The sequence below is a fragment of the Bacteroides sp. UBA939 genome, assembly GCF_002293435.1.
In the GTDB taxonomy this organism is placed as follows: Bacteria; Bacteroidota; Bacteroidia; order Bacteroidales; family Bacteroidaceae; genus Bacteroides.
The window spans coordinates 12,467-30,172 of record NZ_DBDF01000144.1 but is presented as its reverse complement, the minus strand read 5'-3'; the positions used below and the strand labels follow the sequence as shown (position 1 = coordinate 30,172).

12 protein-coding genes are annotated in these 17,706 nt (G+C 41.4%); 11 read left to right on the top strand and 1 reads right to left on the bottom strand.

Annotated elements, in window-relative coordinates:
- Nucleotides 1-404: 404 nt before the first annotated feature.
- The 11 genes from B2Z67_RS09010 to B2Z67_RS08960 all read left to right on the top strand — a co-directional run bounded on the left by B2Z67_RS09010 (nt 405) and on the right by B2Z67_RS08960 (nt 16,216).
- A complete protein-coding gene (locus B2Z67_RS09010) occupies nt 405-923 on the top strand; it encodes a hypothetical protein (RefSeq protein WP_291529492.1) in 519 nt (172 codons plus the stop codon).
- A 211-nt stretch (nt 924-1,134) separates the two neighbouring features.
- On the top strand, nt 1,135-2,088 hold the full coding sequence (locus B2Z67_RS09005) for a calcium/sodium antiporter (RefSeq protein WP_291529491.1): 954 nt from the start codon (nt 1,135-1,137) through the stop codon (nt 2,086-2,088).
- 62 nt (nt 2,089-2,150) lie between these two features.
- Complete coding sequence (locus B2Z67_RS09000) at nt 2,151-3,290, top strand: N-acetyltransferase (protein ID WP_291529490.1); 1,140 nt, start codon at nt 2,151-2,153, stop codon at nt 3,288-3,290.
- Nucleotides 3,291-3,365: 75 nt separating this feature from the next.
- Complete coding sequence (locus tag B2Z67_RS08995) at nt 3,366-5,240, top strand: DNA topoisomerase IV subunit B (protein WP_291529489.1); 1,875 nt, start codon at nt 3,366-3,368, stop codon at nt 5,238-5,240.
- Nucleotides 5,237-5,695, top strand: coding sequence for a pantetheine-phosphate adenylyltransferase (gene coaD, locus B2Z67_RS08990; protein WP_291529488.1), 459 nt, complete (start codon nt 5,237-5,239; stop codon nt 5,693-5,695). The genes B2Z67_RS08995 and coaD overlap by 4 nt, the downstream gene beginning before the upstream one ends.
- A 17-nt stretch (nt 5,696-5,712) precedes the next feature.
- A complete protein-coding gene (locus tag B2Z67_RS08985) occupies nt 5,713-7,338 on the top strand; it encodes a S41 family peptidase (RefSeq protein ID WP_291529487.1) in 1,626 nt (541 codons plus the stop codon).
- Nucleotides 7,339-7,497: 159 nt separating this feature from the next.
- Entirely contained in the window at nt 7,498-8,112 is a 615-nt protein-coding gene (locus B2Z67_RS08980) for an RNA polymerase sigma-70 factor (protein WP_291529486.1), read from the top strand.
- Between the two features lie 34 nt (nt 8,113-8,146).
- Entirely contained in the window at nt 8,147-9,163 is a 1,017-nt protein-coding gene (locus B2Z67_RS08975; protein ID WP_291529485.1) for a FecR family protein, read from the top strand.
- A 295-nt stretch (nt 9,164-9,458) separates the two neighbouring features.
- The gene (locus B2Z67_RS08970) at nt 9,459-12,854 is read left to right on the top strand and encodes a TonB-dependent receptor (RefSeq protein WP_291529484.1); all 3,396 of its coding nucleotides are present in this window, start codon (nt 9,459-9,461) and stop codon (nt 12,852-12,854) included.
- A gap of 5 nt (nt 12,855-12,859) precedes the next feature.
- Nucleotides 12,860-14,581: a RagB/SusD family nutrient uptake outer membrane protein gene (locus tag B2Z67_RS08965; protein WP_291529483.1), complete on the top strand. Its 1,722-nt coding sequence runs from the start codon at nt 12,860-12,862 to the stop codon at nt 14,579-14,581.
- A 315-nt stretch (nt 14,582-14,896) separates the two neighbouring features.
- On the top strand, nt 14,897-16,216 hold the full coding sequence (locus B2Z67_RS08960; protein ID WP_291529482.1) for an MATE family efflux transporter: 1,320 nt from the start codon (nt 14,897-14,899) through the stop codon (nt 16,214-16,216).
- Between the two features lie 12 nt (nt 16,217-16,228).
- Here B2Z67_RS08960 and B2Z67_RS08955 read toward each other — a convergent pair whose 3' ends face one another.
- Entirely contained in the window at nt 16,229-17,344 is a 1,116-nt protein-coding gene (locus B2Z67_RS08955; protein ID WP_291529481.1) for a retron St85 family RNA-directed DNA polymerase, read from the bottom strand.
- Nucleotides 17,345-17,706: the final 362 nt, after the last annotated feature.

The following is a 17,706-nucleotide window of genomic DNA, read 5'->3' as shown; positions in this document are numbered from 1 at the left end:
ACTAAAAATACAAAGTGACAAACGGACAACCCCCTTAACTCCTGCAGTATGAATGATAGAGGCTGAATTACTTTCGAGTATAAGATGTAATTTCTCTTATTTTTTAAAACAGGAAAAGGTTATTCAGAGAAAAAGATGCAAACACTTTGGTATTAACAGAGTTATTCTTACTTTCGCAAAATTAACTTCTTAACTCGTTGTACGTATGAAAGCGTTTACTCTGTTGCTTTTCGTTTTCAGTAGTTGCAGCCTTTGGTTGCGGGCACAATGAAGAAGGAGTTTCATGATCAGGATGTGGTTGTGGTAACAGGTGATGTCCGTTATAATACAAAGACTAAGGAAGTCGTTGGTTTTGTGACGGATAGGAAATCATCACAATAAAAGGTGCTCGTAAATAGATAATGATGAAAAAGATAATGATTATATCGGCAGTTTTGATACTAATTTTTATTGGGTATGCCTATTTGTGCTTTAATCCGATTTTTATTGGCAAGGAAAATGTCGAATTGACAAATGATTGTAATTGGTTAAATGATTTGTGTAACCCCATTGAGAATATTGATTTCTCTTATGGAAGTAACAAGATTGTAATTTACACAAACAGAGAAGATGTGCCATTTTTACCTGACGGAGTAAAACAAAGAACATTACTTTATTGTACAGACAACTTAATCATTCAACAAGCCAAAAAACATTTTGAATTTAAATGGAATACTGAAGATTATGCAGAGACAACAGCATCTGATAGTAAGATCTATTTTTTCAAAGACAATAAAGTAGTATTTCAAAGTCCTATTATTTTAGACAATAATATTTCTATCTATTTAGAAAAAACAGGTTGGGTGTTTTCTACAAAATATGATGCTTTGAAAGCTAATTTTGCAAAATTCAAGCCAATGTACAGTCCAATTGTAATATTGTGATATTGAATCGGTTGGTATGTGTATTGTAGTTAGATATTGAATGTGTTTATGGGAATAATTAGAATTCTCCGCAAGCCGCTTATTACAGAGAGTACTTAGTATTAAAAACGGTATAGAAAAAATTGGTTCAGCTGCCCTGGTATCTTTGCCAAAACATCGAATCATTCAAAAAAACAATTACCTTTGCGCCCAAAACCACACTACATTATTTATGGATATTCTTTTTCTTATCGGTGGACTCCTTCTCATTCTTTTAGGAGCTAACGGACTGACAGATGGAGCCGCTTCCATTGCCAAACGCTTCCGTATTCCGTCCATTGTTATCGGACTTACCATTGTTGCTTTCGGAACTTCCGCGCCGGAGTTAGTTGTCAGCGTAACTTCCGCCATAAAAGGAAGCGCCGACATCGCTATCGGTAATATAGTGGGAAGCAATATATTCAACTCTTTGATGATTGTGGGATGTACAGCCCTCTTTGCCCCTATTGTAATCTCCGGAAATACCTTGCGCAAGGAAATTCCACTTTGTATCCTCTCTTCCATTGCACTGCTGATCTGCGCCAATGATGTTTTTCTGGATCATAGCGCGGAAAATATACTCAGCATCACAGACGGGTTAATATTACTTTGCTTTTTTGTGATTTTCCTGGGATATACATTCGCCATTGCCTTTCAAGGAAAAAAAGAAGAAGAGGAAGAAATCAAGCAATTGCCTGTATGGAGATCCGTTCTGTACATCATAGGAGGTTTAGGAGCATTGATTGCCGGCGGTCACTTTTTCGTGGATGGCGCCGCCAATATTGCCCGCAGCCTGGGCGTCAGCGAATCTATCATCGGACTAACGCTTGTAGCCGGCGGTACTTCACTGCCCGAACTCGCCACTTCCATCGTCGCCGCCCTGAAGAAGAATCCCGAGATTGCCATCGGAAATGTCATCGGCAGCAACCTTTTCAATATATTCTTTGTCCTTGGATGCAGCGCTTCCATTACGCCGTTACATCTGGTAGGCATCAACAATACGGATTTATTGGTGCTGGTAGGTTCCAGTATTTTGCTGTGGGTATTCGGACTCTTCTTTGCCAAACGCACCATCACCCGCATAGAAGGCAGTATATTGATACTGTGTTACATAGCTTATACGACCGTACTTATATATAATCTTTAAACAATACGTGGTATTTTAAAGATTATCATGTATCTTTGTCCATTCACGTTATAAATGAAATTATGGCAATAACAATCAAAAAAGTTTCTACATCGAAAGAATTGAGACAATTCATCCGCTTCAATTACCGGCTGTACAAAGGTAACCCTTACTCCGTTCCCGATCTTTACGACGACATGCTCCATACTCTCAGTAGAAAGAAGAACGCTGCATTTGAATTCTGTGAAGCGGACTATTTCCTGGCTTACAAAGACAATAAAATAGTAGGACGCATAGCTGCCATCATAAACCACAGGGCCAATGATACCTGGGATAAAAAGAACGTCCGCTTCGGTTGGATTGATTTCATTGACGACCCCGAAGTATCCGACGCGCTTATCCGTGCAGCAGAAGATTGGGGAAAGGAACGCGGCATGACCCACATACAAGGCCCGATGGGATTTACCGACTTCGATGCCGAGGGCATGCTCGTTGAAGGATACGACCAACTCAGCACTATGGCAACCATCTATAACTATCCTTATTACCCGCAACATCTTGAACGCATGGGTTTTGAAAAGGAAGCCGACTGGGTGGAATTTAAAATCCATGTCCCCGATTCCGTTCCCGACAAACACAAACGCATCTCCGACCTTATCCAACGCAAGTATAATCTCAAAATCAAAAAATGCACATCGTCCAAAGAGCTTTCCCGCAAATACGGACAAGCTATCTTTGAACTGATGAACGAAGCATACAAACCCCTCTTCGGGTATTCCGCCCTCTCGCAGCGGCAGATTGACCAATACGTAAAAATGTATCTCCCGATTATAGACCTCCGCATGGTGCCACTTATCACTGATGCTGAAGACAATTTGATTGCGGCAGGCATATCCATGCCTTCCCTGTCAAAAGCGTTGCAAAAAGCGCACGGACGGTTATTGCCTTTCGGATGGTATCATATCTTAAAAGCCCTGTTCATGAAGAAACGGGCTGATACGCTGGATTTATTGCTCATTGCCGTGAAGCCGGAGTATCAGAACAAAGGCGTTAACGCTTTGCTATTCTCCGATTTAATTCCGGTAGCACGGGATTTAGGTTTTATATTTGCGGAAAGTAATCCGGAACTGGAACTGAATAAAAAGGTACAGGCGCAATGGGAGTACTTCAAAACCGAACAGCATAAACGCCGCAGAGCATTTATCAAAGCGATTAACGGTTAGTGATTAGTGATTAGCAGCTCTGTATCACGTTGACACTAATCATTAAACACTAATCACTAAACACTATAATTACTTATGGAAGAAATCAACGGGCTGATGCCCGGAAGCAATCAGATAGAATATACCGAGGATAACATTCGTCACCTTGACGACATGGAGCATATCCGTGTACGTTCAGGTATGTATATCGGCCGTCTTGGCGACGGTACGCAGAACGACGACGGTATCTATGTATTGCTGAAAGAGGTAATGGACAACAGCATCGATGAATTCAAAATGGGTGCGGGTAAACGAATTGAAATAACCATCGAGGACAATCTCCGTGTCAGTGTACGCGACTATGGGCGAGGCATTCCGCAAGGAAAACTGATTGAAGCGGTGAGCAAACTCAATACCGGTGGTAAGTACGACAGCAAAGCGTTCAAAAAAAGTGTCGGACTGAATGGTGTAGGTATCAAGGCCGTGAACGCACTCAGCAGCCGTTTCGAAGTACGCAGCTACCGCGAGGGAAAAGTCCGTATCGCCATCTTTGAAAAAGGTATCCTTCAAAGTGACGTAACAGAGAACAGCAACGCAGAAAGCGGAACTTTCATTTTCTTCGAACCGGATAGTACTCTATTTCTGAATTACGTTTTCCAAGGCAATTTTGTGGAGACATTGCTCCGCAACTATACATACCTGAATACAGGTCTTTCCATCCTCTATAACGGTCAGCGCATTATTTCACGCCACGGTCTGGAAGATTTGCTGAACGATAACATGACCGCCCAGGGACTATACAACATCATTCACCTGAAAGGGGAAGATATTGAAATAGCCTTCACACATACCAACCAATATGGTGAAGAGTATTACTCCTTCGTCAACGGACAACATACCACTCAAGGTGGAACTCATCAAAGCGCCCTTAAAGAGCACATTGCCCGTACTATTAAAGAATTTTATAATAAGAACCAGGAGTACGCCGATATCCGCAACGGAATTGTCGCCGCAATTGCTATCAATGTAGAGGAACCTCAGTTTGAAGGACAAACCAAGACCAAACTCGGTTCCCCCTCCATGTCTCCCGGCGGTGTAAGCGTAAACAAATACGTGGGCGATTTTATAAAAACGGCGGCGGACAATTACCTCCATAAGAATCCGTTGGTTGCCGAGATTATGTTGCAGAAGATACAAGACTCCGAAAAAGAGCGTAAAGCCATTGCAGGTGTTACAAAGTTAGCGCGCGAACGAGCCAAGAAAGCAAATCTGCACAACCGCAAATTACGCGACTGCCGTTATCACCTCAACGACGGCAAAGGAAAAGATTTGGAAACAGAATCCTGCATTTTCATCACTGAGGGCGATTCCGCCAGCGGTTCCATTACGAAAAGCCGGGACGTAAATACACAGGCGGTATTCAGTCTGCGCGGTAAACCATTGAACTCGTATGGACTTACCAAGAAAGTAGTGTACGAAAATGAGGAATTCAACCTGCTGCAAGCTGCCTTGAACATAGAAGACGGTATCGAAGGACTGCGTTACAACAAAGTAATTGCCGCCACCGATGCCGATGTGGACGGTATGCATATCCGTTTGCTGCTCATCACGTTCTTCCTGCAATTCTTCCCCGACCTGATTAAAAAAGGACACGTATATATTCTGCAAACTCCGCTGTTCCGCGTACGCAATAAGAAGAAGACCATTTACTGCTACACGGAAGAGGAACGCATAAAGGCTATTGCTGAATTGGGGCCTAACCCTGAAATTACACGCTTTAAGGGTCTGGGAGAAATTTCACCTGATGAATTCAAGCACTTTATTGGTAAAGACATGCGCCTGGAGCAGGTTTCCCTGCGCAAAACAGACCTTGTAAAAGAGCTTCTGGAATTCTATATGGGGAAAAATACAATGGAGCGTCAAAGCTTTATTATCAATAACCTGGTTATAGAAGAAGATTTAGCATCATGAGAAGAGCCATATTCCCCGGTACATTCGATCCGTTTACTATCGGGCACTCCTCCGTTGTAGCCCGGGCGCTGACTTTTATGGATGAAGTCATTATCGGAATAGGTATCAATGAAAACAAAAACACCTATTTCCCCATTAATAAACGTGAGGAGATGATACGGGACTTCTACCGGAATGAACCGCGTATCAAAGTTTCTTCTTATGATTGCCTGACGATTGACTTTGCCCAACAAGTGAACGCACGTTTCATTATCCGCGGCATTCGTACCGTGAAAGACTTCGAATACGAAGAAACCATTGCGGATATCAATCGCAAATTGGCAGGTATTGAAACGATACTGTTATTCACCGAACCGGAACTGACTTGTGTCAGTTCAACCATTGTCCGCGAACTGTTACAATATGGTAAAGACATCAGCCGGTTCATTCCGGAAGGTATGGAAATAAAATACTAACATAAAGTTGAGTAAAGATGAAGAGAATTCTTACCCTTATTATATGTAGTGCATGCGCCATCGCTTTCATGCGGGCACAGACCATGGGCAATATAGCTGCCCGCAAGTTACAAATGGCAGAATTTGCCATTACCAATTTGTATGTAGACTCCGTAGACGAAAACAAATTGGTTGAAGAAGCCATTATCCGCATGTTGGCGCAGCTTGACCCACACTCCACTTACAACAATGCCGAAGAAGTGAAGAAGATGAACGAACCGCTGCAAGGTAACTTCGAAGGCATTGGCGTACAATTCCAGATGATAGAAGATACGTTACTGATTATACAACCGGTGAGTAACGGCCCTTCGGAAAAGGTTGGTATCCTGGCAGGCGACCGCATTGTTGGAGTAAACGACAGCGTTATTGCCGGCGTAAAAATGTCTACGGAAGATATTGTGGCGCGCTTACGCGGACCTAAAAACTCTGAAGTAAAACTGACGATTATCCGCCGTGGCGTAAAAGAGCCTTTGTACTTCACCGTTAAGCGTGACAAAATTCCCATATATAGCTTGGATGCCTCATACATGATACAACCGAAAACAGGTTATATTCGTGTCAATCGTTTCGGAGCAACTACCGCCGAGGAATTTACGCAAGCTCTCAAGTCTCTGCAAAAAGAGGGAATGAAAGACCTGATACTTGACTTGCAAGGCAATGGAGGCGGTTATCTGAATGCCGCCATTGATATGGCTAACGAGTTCCTGCAACAGAAGGAACTTATTGTATATACCGAAGGAAGAACCTCGCAACGGAGTAATTTCTATGCCAAAGGTACGGGGAGTTTCAAGAACGGACGTCTTATCGTATTGGTAGATGAATTTTCCGCTTCGGCAAGTGAAATCGTTACCGGAGCCATACAGGACTGGGACAGAGGTGTGGTTGTAGGTCGCCGTACATTCGGTAAAGGGTTGGTACAGCGCCCTATTGATTTGCCGGATGGTTCCATGATACGTTTGACTATTGCCCGCTACTATACCCCTTCCGGACGTTGCATCCAGAAACCATATAGCCAGATTTCCGGTATTGACAGCGGACTACAAAGTGGAGACTCCCAAGAAAAATACAATCAAGAACTAATTGATCGTTTCAACCACGGAGAGATGATTCATGCAGACAGTATTCACTTTGCAGATTCTTTAAAGGCTCAAACAAAGCGTTTGGGACGCACCGTTTATGGAGGTGGAGGCATCATGCCGGATTTCTTTGTTCCGATAGACACCACTCAATACACTGATTATCATCGCAATCTTGTTGCCAAAGGGGTAGTTATAAAAGCCACTACCGGTTATATTGAAAAACACCGGAAGGAATTGCAGGATAAATACAAGAAGTTTGACTCCTTCAATCAGAAGTTTGAAATAAACGATAACTTCCTCGCCGAACTGCGTGTCCTTGCCGATAAAGAGCAAATAAAATTCGATGAAAAACAATACAGTCAATCATTGCCGCTAATTAAAATGCAACTTAAAGCCTTGATTGCCCGCGACCTATGGGATATGAATGAATATTTCCAGGTAATAAACGCCACAAACCAAAGTATACAGCAAGCATTAAAGGTGTTGAACGAAGAAACTTACGGGAAAATTATTAAAAACGAATAAATAAACAGTAAAGCTCGGAATATTTTATATCTTTGCCATTATTGCCATTTTCACAATCACATTGTGAAACAATACTTCGATAAATAGTTTATTAACACTATTCAAAGTCAACATACTTGATAGTGAGCGATTTACATGTTAAACTTTAACGGAATATTGATGAAAACAAAACAGGGGACTCGGGGAATTATAGAAGAGAATGTCTTCTTACAAGAATTAAAACACGACAATGAGAATGCTTTTGCATTTTTATTCAAGACTTGGTATAAAGACTTGGTTATATATGCGGCCGCCTTTATCCAAAATAAAGAGAAGTGTGAAGATATGGTTCAGAACACATTCCTGAAACTATGGGAAAACCGTAAGTCTATAGAGATAGAAACCTCGCTCAGGGCATACTTACTAAAAAGCGTACGTAATAATTGCATCGATTACATCCGTCATGAATCCGTGGAACGGGATTACGAAGAATTCTATAATTCTTCTTTTTCCCAGCATGAAAACATGGGAAACTATATATTATACTCCGAATTATCCACACATCTAAACGCCGCCCTCGACAAACTGGATCCGGTGGTAAAAGAAGCATTCGAGTTGAGCCGTTTTTCCGGTTTAAAGTATAAAGACATAGCATTGAAACAGCAAGTATCGGAAAGAAGTGTGGAAGTCAGAATAAGTAAAGCACTCCAATATCTTCGGATATATCTGAAAGAATACTTGGTTTCCATAGTAATAGTGTTAAAATATCTATTAATGCTTGAGGTATTCATTTAGTAACTCGTCTTATTAATAAAGATAATATTGCATCATGGAAAAGGAGCATTCACACATAGATATTCTATTCACACGATATTTCTCCAATGAAATTACAAACGAAGAGAAAGAAGAGTTATTCCAATGGATAGAAAGCCGGAAGGAAAATTATGAGTATTTTGCCGAATTAAAAAATATATGGCAACTAACCCATTCTACCATTCAGCCGGATGATATAGACTTGGAACATGCCTATAAACGAGTAGCATCACAGATAATAAAAAGGAAGCAACTTGGATTCAGGGCTTGGTTTATGCGCGCAGCCGCTATTTTATTCATTCCCCTACTCTCGCTCAGCCTTTACTTGTTGGCAGAAAAAGGAAAGGATGTACAAGATGACGCCTATCAGAAAATATTTGTACCCTACGGTACATATTCCTGCGTAGAACTTCCCGACAGTTCCATCGTATATCTCAATGCAGGAAGCTGGCTGGAGTATCCTCTTTCTTTCAAAGCCGGAAAAAGATTAGTACGTTTAGAGGGAGAAGGTTACTTTGAAGTAAAGGCAGACCCTAAAAATCCTTTTATTGTTCAAACGGGAAAGTTAACCGTAACAGCTACCGGCACAAAATTTCAGGTAGAAGACTATAAAACCGATAGTATAGCCGCAGTAACCATGAAAGAGGGTATTGTCAATGCCCGAATAAATTCCCAAACCGAAATCAACATTCCGGCAGGAAAAAGACTATGCTTAAAAAAGAACTCTAATATATATTCATTAGTAGCAACCGATCCTTATAAATGGTTTGCATGGAAAGACAAAGTTATGATTTTCCGTGATGACCCTTTATCTTATGTATTCAAACGCCTCAGCTTGACATTCAATGTCGAAATTAAAATAGCAGACCCTCGTTTGGCTAATCATCCCTATCGCGCCACTTTCGAAGACGAATCTTTAGAGGAAATCTTACGGCTATTAAAAATCTCGGCACCCATTGTCTATAAAGAAAATATACGTAAGGAAGACGACCACAATTCCAGGCGTTCCATAGAAGTACACTACACTTACTAAAAAAAACGCAATATCCTATGTGGTATTCAACGAGTACGCCGTCTTCTTTATAAGAACCCAATTGTATAACCCTAAAATTAGAACTGCCTATGAAGTAGCCCAATTTCTTCTTTATAGGAAAATAGCCAATAAAAAACAAAGGGGGAAGGTCTTGCACACCCTCCCCGACTGTTTAGCTATCTTTCCTAAATTCCTTGTATAACTTATATTTATAACTAAACACAACAAATTTATGAATTCAGTTTCTAATAAAAAAATGTTCAAGCATTTTTTTACCTCAAAAACTTATCTAATCATGAAAGTATGGCTCTTCTTTGTGGTTTGTAGTATTGCACAAACTTTTGCAGTAAACAGTTACTCGCAGACTACAACACTAACTCTAAATTTGAATGACGTTTCTGTGGAAGAAGTCCTTAATCAGATTGAGAACCAGAGCGAGTATCATTTTCTGTATAACAAAGCACTTGTAGATGTAGCCCGGAAAGTCAATATATCTTTCAAGAACAAGAAAATTACAGAAATCCTGGATGAAGTATTCAAGAGCAGAAATGTCTCTTATGTTATCACGAATCGCCAGATTGTACTTACACAGATAAATAACAATCAGGGTGTGCAACAGTCGCGCAGTGTCAAAGGACAAGTTGTTGATTCAGACGGAGAACCTATTATTGGCGCCAACATCAAACAAAAAGGAACAGGAAATGGAGTCATTTCCGATATCGACGGAAATTTTGCAATAAGTGTTCCACCCGGCGCAGATATAGAGATTTCGTATATCGGATATATCACTCAAATGACAAGAATAACCGCCGATAAGGATTTCTATCTCATATCTCTAAAAGAAGATGCACAAAGCTTAGACGAGGTAGTAGTAGTAGGATATGGTGTCCAGAAAAAGAAATTGTTGACCGGAGCAACAGTACAAGTCACTGGTGACAATATACAGAAATTAAGTACCACCAATATATATAGCGCGTTACAGTCACAAACTCCGGGCGTAAATATTACACAAACTTCCGGTATGCCGGGTGAAGACTTTAAGGTCGTTATTCGTGGCATAGGTACTAACGGGCGCTATTCTCCGCTAATTGTTATAGATGGAGTAGCGGGAGCAAGTTTAACTTCACTTAATACCGCTGATGTAGAATCAGTTGATGTATTAAAAGATGCAGCATCTGCCGCAATCTATGGTTCACGCGCTGCCAATGGTGTTATACTTGTAACTACCAAACAAGGGAAAATTGGCAAAGCACAAATTTCCTATGATGGATATTACGGCATACAAACTATAGGCAAAAAAGCAGAATTATTGAATGCTAAACAATACATGGAAATAATGAATCTGGTAGAAGAAGCTGATGAGATAAAGACCTCTGATTTTGCCAAATTAATGCCTAAACAATATCAACTTATTCAAAGCGGTAAATGGAACGGAACCAACTGGTTGGACGAAGCAACCAACGAGAACGCTCCTATACAAAGCCATGCCATAAACATTACAGCCGGCAGTGAATCTATAAAACTGGCATCCGGACTTTCATTCGTGTCACAAGAGGGTATTATCGGCAAACCCGCCACCCCGAATTACGAACAATATAATTTTCGCATAAACACAGAAGTACTATTATATAAAAAAGGGAAAAGAGAAATATGGAAAGTAGGAGAGAACTTGACATATAGTTATCGCACAAACAATGGAGTCGCTATATCTAACCAGAATTATAATGACGTACGTAATTTATTGGTTGCTTCTCCATTACTACCGGCTTATAACGATCAAGGACAATTATATGTGTACGATGATATGATTGCAGACGAATGGAATGTGGATAGAAGCATGACAAACCCTATCGCCACCTTGCAGTTAGCTCGCAGTAATAACATAAACAAAAGATATAATTTGCAAGGAAACCTCTATACGGAACTTATTCCAATAGAGAATCTTAAGATACGAAGCAGCTTTGGTTACAAAATGACTACTTCAAGTTCACGTTCATATACACCCGTGTATAAAATCGCTGATAAATCGGAAAACGTAACAGACGATATCAGACAAAGTATGAGCAATGGGTGGAACTGGACATGGGACAATACTGTCAGTTATAAAGTCAGAATTGATAAGCATACCATAGATTTACTGGCAGGACAATCTGTCGAAAAATGGGGATACGGAGAAAATATTCAAGGGAAGAATTCTTACTCACTATTTCCCGGTTCTTTCAAGCATGCATGGTTACAAAATGCACAAGGTATCAGTACTGAGGAAACTACCTTAGAGGGTTCTCCATGGGATGGCGGTGGCATTGCATCCTTCTTTGGACGTATCAGCTACAATTATAATGAAACTTATATGCTGGATGCCGTTCTCCGTGCGGACGGTTCATCCAATTTCGCACGAGGACACCGTTGGGGATATTTCCCTTCCGTTTCTGCCGGATGGGTAATAACCAACGAACAATTTATGGAAAGCACCAGGAACTGGCTCGATTTCTTCAAAATGCGTATCAGCTGGGGACAGAACGGAAACTCTGATATCAGACCTTTCCAATATCTGGCTACGGTAGCATTCGATGAAAACAATGGATACTTCTTCAATAATGACAAGAAAAATTTAGTAACCGGAGGTTATCCGGATATTATGCCCAATCCGTTTGTTACATGGGAAACCTCTGAACAGATAAACATAGGTTTCGATGCGCGTTTCCTGAATTCACGATTAGGTGTTAACTTTGACTGGTATCGCAAAACTACAAAAGACTGGTTACTTAGAGCACCGGCTCTCTCTTCCTATGGAACAGGAGCGCCCTATATCAACGGTGGCGATATACGTAATACAGGATTCGAAGTAGTAATGAATTGGAATGATAATATTGGAAAGTTACGTTATGGTATCAATCTGAATCTTTCCAAAAATAAGAACGAGGTAACCCATATTGCCAACAGTGAAAAAATTATTCATGGTCAGGATAATGTTCTAAGCCAAAATACAGCCGAGTTATACCGAGCCCAAGTCGGTTATCCTATCGGTTATTTTTATGGATACAAAACCGATGGTATTTTTCAGAACACTGCGGAAATAGAAGCTATGAATGGGGCTGTACTGCAAGCTAACCCGGTACCCGGAGATGTTCGTTTTGTAGATTATAACAAAGATGGTAAGGTTAACCTAGATGATAAAACAATCATTGGCGACCCAAATCCCGACTTCACATTAGGTTTTGGTCTGAACCTTGAATACAAGGGATTAGATTTTAGCCTGACCGCCAATGGCGCTTTCGGACACCAGATTGCCAAATCTTACCGTGCTTATGCTAACAACAACTTGGATAATTACACTACCGACGTATATAATTACTGGACCGGAGAAGGAAGTACCAACAAGTATCCTCGGCTCACGAGCGGTCGCCACCCCAATTGGAAAGAAATATCAGACCGACTTCTTGAAGATGGTGATTACCTGAAAATCAAAAATATCACCGTGGGATATGACTTTAAGAAACTGTTTCCACAAATGCCTTTGCAGCAAGCGCGCTTGTACCTGACTGCCCAAAACCTGTTTACAATAACCGGTTACTCCGGAATGGACCCTGAAGTAGGGTATGGAGGAGACGACGCTTGGGCTTCAGGTATAGATTTGGGCTTTTATCCCAGTCCGAGAACTTTCATTATTGGTGTTAATCTCAAATTTTAAGTATTATGAAAAAGAACATATTATATATATTACTTTCTGTAGCGCTTATCTTTTCCGGTTGCGAAGACTTTTTAGATACGGAAAGCTATACCAAGAAAAACAATAAGAATTTCCCTCTTACGCAGGAAGACGCCATGCAGATGACTACGGGTATTTACACTTGCCTGAAAACTCAAATAGGAAAACCCCGTACCAGTCACTTCTTTGTAGCAGAAATTGCAGGTGACGAACGTTTTGGAGGCGGGAGCCGTAGTAACCGGGAATCGCAATGTATCGATCGTATTCAATATTCTGAAGAGAGCCAGTTTCGTGATTTTTGGGCAACTTGTTATTCCGCAATATTCAGGGCAAACATGGCAATCTCTACCTGGGACAATATTACTCAATGGGATAACCCTGAACTAAGTAACCAGTATTTGGGGGAAGTCTATTTTCTCAGAGCGCTTTTCTATTACCAAATGGTGCAAATATTCGGGCAAGTTCCACTCTTGACAAATCCGGAACCGGTAAATAAGCCTAAAGCCAGCCCTGAAGAACTGTATGCTCTCATCACTTCCGATTTGATAGAAGCCATAAATCTACTTCCATCCAAGAAGTATGACCAGACAGAAAGTGGACGTGCTACCAAATGGGCTGCTGAAGCGCAGCTTGCGCGTGTCTTCCTCTTCTATACAGGATTTTATAAGAAAGATGCGCTACCTACAGTAGACGGTAGAAGCATCAACAAAGCCAAAGTCTTGGAATATCTAAATGACTGTATAGAAAATAGCGGACATGACCTGGTGAGTGACTTCCGTAATATATGGGCTTATTCCAATGAATATACCCGTAAAGATTACCCATATTCAAGTGAGAATAATCTGCAATGGGAAGGGGATGGCTGCAAGGAAACACTATTCGCCATCAAGTTTGGTAATCTGGCCGATTTTAACGAACCATTGGGATATAGCAACCAGATATGCCTGAACTTTGCATTAAGAAATCAAAGAGGTGGAGATGCTGCTTCTTTTCCCTACGGACAAGGCTGGGCAATTGGTTGTGTAAACACTACGCTGTGGGAAGACTGGCTGAGAGAAGAACCTAATGACTTGCGCCGTCAAGGAACCATTATAAGTGACGAATTGGAACTCCAAGACAATTACAACGGAAAAGAATGGAGCACCGACAGATCAAAGCAAGTAGAAGAAACGCGTTATTGGGGTAAAAAGTATATCTCAGTTCTGGCTAAAGACGATAATGGGAAAATATGGAAGTCATATTCTTGTCTGGCATTCAATACACCTGAGAATTATCAGTTGTCTCATACGAATGACCTTATCCTGACCCGTTTCGCTGATGTATTACTAATGCATAGTGAGCTAACCGGTACGGCAGACGGTATCAATAGAGTGAGAAACAGAGTAAACCTGCCTCCTGTACAATACAGTATGGATGTTTTGAAAAGAGAACGCCGTTATGAATTGGCGCTTGAAGGTATCCGCTGGTGGGACTTGATGCGATGGGGAGAAGCGATGAATGTTGTTTCTGCCAAGCAAGAAGGAGTAAACATCAAGGTTCTGGGAAAAGATGAGAAATACACTTCCATCTTTAAAGAACGTTTTAGGAAAACTAATGGATTTTTCCCTATTCCCGAATCACAAATTGCTCTTTCCAATGGAATATTAGAACAGAATCCGGGTTGGACTCTTGAAGATAAGGATGCTTATTTCGAGAACTTACCTTATTAGATTATAAAGAGGGAGAGAAAAAGGACTCTCCCTCTATTTATTAATTCTTAAACTGCTATTTATTAATTCCCTAACTACACCAGCCAATATTTCCGGCAAAATCCATATCTTTGCCTGCGTAATTCAATCCATTGTCTAATTTATGAAGTGGCAACTCTGTATATAGCTATCCGGCTTCGGGCTTGTCGGGAAATACCTTCCCGGCATTAATCATTGTGCCCATATACTTCACAGAGTTTAATCAATAGAAATTACCAATAGTTTGCTTGCAGCACTTCCAATGTGTTGTTCAGGCATGCCGTTTCATAAAAACAAATGAATTATACATATAGACAAATCCTGCTCATCAACCTGCCCATAATGGTGAGCCTGCTCATGGAACAGTTGATTAATCTGACTGATTCCATCTTCTTGGGGCACGTCAGCCAAATAGACTTAGGAGCCTCTGCATTGGCTGCCATGTATTACTCTGCCATTTATATGCTCGGATTCGGGTTCAGTCTTGGGACACAGGTTGTTATCGCAAGGCGAAACGGAGAGGAGCGATACAAGGATGCCGGTAAGGTGTTTTATCAGGCCCTCATCTTCCTGTCTGTCTTTGCCGTTATTGTTTTCGTGGTATCAAAACTGTTGTCTCCTTCATTGCTTCGTATGGTGATTACTTCCAATAACATCTATCAGGCAACTGTGCGTTATGTGGAGTGGCGGGATTACAGCTTCCTGTTTGCCTTCCCTCTATTGGCAATCCGTGCCTTTTATATAGGAACTACAAATACCAAAATCCTCACTGCCAACTCCATCGTTATGGTGGTGTGCAACATTGTATTCAACTATCTGCTGATTTTTGGTAAGGCAGGATTTCCCCGGTTGGGAATCAGTGGCGCTGCTATCGGTTCTTCCCTTGCCGGACTGGTGGGGTTACTGCATCTCATTATTTATATGTGGAAACACGCAGATAAAAAACGATACGGAATACGTGCCGTGTTTGATATGAAGATATCACTTCACTTGTTAGGCATATCCGGTTGGACAATGGTCAGGCAGTTCTTTTGTATTGCGCCGTGGTTTATGTTCTTTGTGGCGATTGAACGTTTAGGGGAATATGAACTGGCGGCGGCAAATGTAGTCAGAAGTATTTCGATGCTCTTCTTTGTGATTGTCAATTCGTTTGCAACCACTACGATTTCATTGGTAAGCAATCTCATCGGAGCAAAGAAAGCGGAACTGGTTATGCCTACTTGCAGGCGTATCATCAATCTGGGCTATGCGATTGGCATTCCGCTTATATTGCTGGCTTTTATCTTTTCGGATAGCCTTTTAAGGATGTTCACGGATGATGCGACGGTCATTCGGACTGCATTTCATCCGTTTTGCGTAATGCTTTCTACGTTTGTAGTTTCCGTTCCTTGCTATACATATTGCAATACGGTAATCGGTACGGGTAGCGCAAAGACTGCCTTTTTGTTTCAGATGGTTAATATAGCTATCTACCTGCTCTATTTGTTTATGTTATCCCGTTCTCCCAATATCCCACTTGCAATGTACTGGACGGCTGAACAAGTATATGTTATCGTATTATTAGCGTTATCCCTGGCATATCTTAAACGAAGGAAATGGCAAAACAGGTTTTTGTAGCATTGTAACCTGTCAATAGCTTTCCCGCAATCTCTTCAAGGCGGCGATAGAATCGGAAACATAAGTATTATCCGGTTCTATTGACCGCCAATAACAAAGTGTACCGATCAGCCGTTTCAGATAAGCAGGGTCATGAGAACCTATCCGCCGCTGGTGTTCTGCCAAACCTTTTGTCAGAATGTAATGGACGTTCTTGCGTATTTCCCTTTTTCTGGCTTTAGGGATAGTCAGCTTTACTCCGGAGCTAATGGAGACTCCTGTAATGATCTTCCTGCTGTGTGCTTTCAGGAAGCGGGTTTTCTTATGGTTGACCTCAAACTTTTCTTTCCGGACAACCAGCTTGATCCGGGACAGAAGCTGTTTTCCGGGGAAAGCATCTCCCGAGAAAGTAAGGTCATCGGCGTAACGGGTATAGTTCAAACCGTATTCGGTAGCCAATGCCGATAACTTTTGATCCATCCCGTAAGATATGATATTGCTCAGCGCCGGACTCGTAGATGCTCCCTGGGGCAAACACCGATTGAAACAGCATAAAGCTCCGAGCACTTTCGCAACAGCAGGCGAATAACCCATCGCTTCAAATGCTTTCCTTACACGGGGGCTGCGTATAGATCCGAAGAAATCATGAATGTCTGTTTTCAACACATATTGTTTTCCCAGATGCGGACGAACGTTATCGACTATGGACATCCTGCGCCGAAAGCCGGTGGCTGCCGCATGAACGTCTACAAAGGATAAAACGCGGCTGTTAATAGCATCCTGTACAGACTTCAGTTCGCCATCAGGAGCAGAGATCATGCGGTAACCTCCCCTTCTTTTACCTATCCAGAACGTACGGTAATTGGAGGAAATGCTTCTCAATATTTCCTTCAGTTTCGCTTCTTCTACTCCCAGCAGGCCGGCACACTCGGACACGGCTTCCTCGTCAAACTTGGAAGAGGTTCGTGAAGTCTCTAAATGCCGATTGAGCCATCCGTTACGGGTGGTTCCGGCATGAGCGGCATCTTCCGTATAGCTACGGTTTCCTGCTCTCCAGCGTTTGTATCCTTCCTGCTTCCTACTTGTAGAGATAATCTTATAGATTAATAAGCAAGTGACAATGAGTACGGTTATCAGAATTCCATTCATCTTATTAACAAAAAAAGGAAGAGGGTGAGTATTTACTAAAATAAATTCATGGTATGCAATACCATTAGGATTTATTTTCTAAGAAAGCTCTTGAGCTTACGAGGCGACTGCACCTCTTTCATGCTAAATCTTTTCCTCACCCTCTTCCGCGTGCAAAAATATTCTTTTTCTGTTTACAGCACAACAAATACACAAACTTTTTATATGCAATATGGCAAAAGTCGCCTCCTCGTTTATCTTTCACAGACTTCTCCGCTGATTGGTTAGCATAAGGAGTGCCATCTGCGCATAAGAAGCTGTTTTGAATTTATTCCTAATTAATATTATCAGTCTCTTTTAAGTTTGTTTTCGGTCTCTTTTCC

Bases quoted from the DNA above. Each gene is read 5' to 3' on its own strand.
- B2Z67_RS08965 (WP_291529483.1), top strand. From the start codon at position 12,860: ATGAAAAAGAACATATTATATATATTACTTTCTGTAGCGCTTATCTTT.
- coaD (WP_291529488.1), top strand. From the start codon at position 5,237: ATGAGAAGAGCCATATTCCCCGGTACATTCGATCCGTTTACTATCGGG.
- B2Z67_RS09005 (WP_291529491.1), top strand. From the start codon at position 1,135: ATGGATATTCTTTTTCTTATCGGTGGACTCCTTCTCATTCTTTTAGGA.
- B2Z67_RS08960 (WP_291529482.1), top strand. From the start codon at position 14,897: ATGAATTATACATATAGACAAATCCTGCTCATCAACCTGCCCATAATG.
- B2Z67_RS08970 (WP_291529484.1), top strand. From the start codon at position 9,459: ATGAAAGTATGGCTCTTCTTTGTGGTTTGTAGTATTGCACAAACTTTT.
- B2Z67_RS08975 (WP_291529485.1), top strand. From the start codon at position 8,147: ATGGAAAAGGAGCATTCACACATAGATATTCTATTCACACGATATTTC.
- B2Z67_RS08980 (WP_291529486.1), top strand. From the start codon at position 7,498: ATGAAAACAAAACAGGGGACTCGGGGAATTATAGAAGAGAATGTCTTC.
- B2Z67_RS09000 (WP_291529490.1), top strand. From the start codon at position 2,151: ATGGCAATAACAATCAAAAAAGTTTCTACATCGAAAGAATTGAGACAA.
- B2Z67_RS08995 (WP_291529489.1), top strand. From the start codon at position 3,366: ATGGAAGAAATCAACGGGCTGATGCCCGGAAGCAATCAGATAGAATAT.
- B2Z67_RS08955 (WP_291529481.1), bottom strand. From the start codon at position 17,344: ATGAATGGAATTCTGATAACCGTACTCATTGTCACTTGCTTATTAATC.
- B2Z67_RS09010 (WP_291529492.1), top strand. From the start codon at position 405: ATGAAAAAGATAATGATTATATCGGCAGTTTTGATACTAATTTTTATT.
- B2Z67_RS08985 (WP_291529487.1), top strand. From the start codon at position 5,713: ATGAAGAGAATTCTTACCCTTATTATATGTAGTGCATGCGCCATCGCT.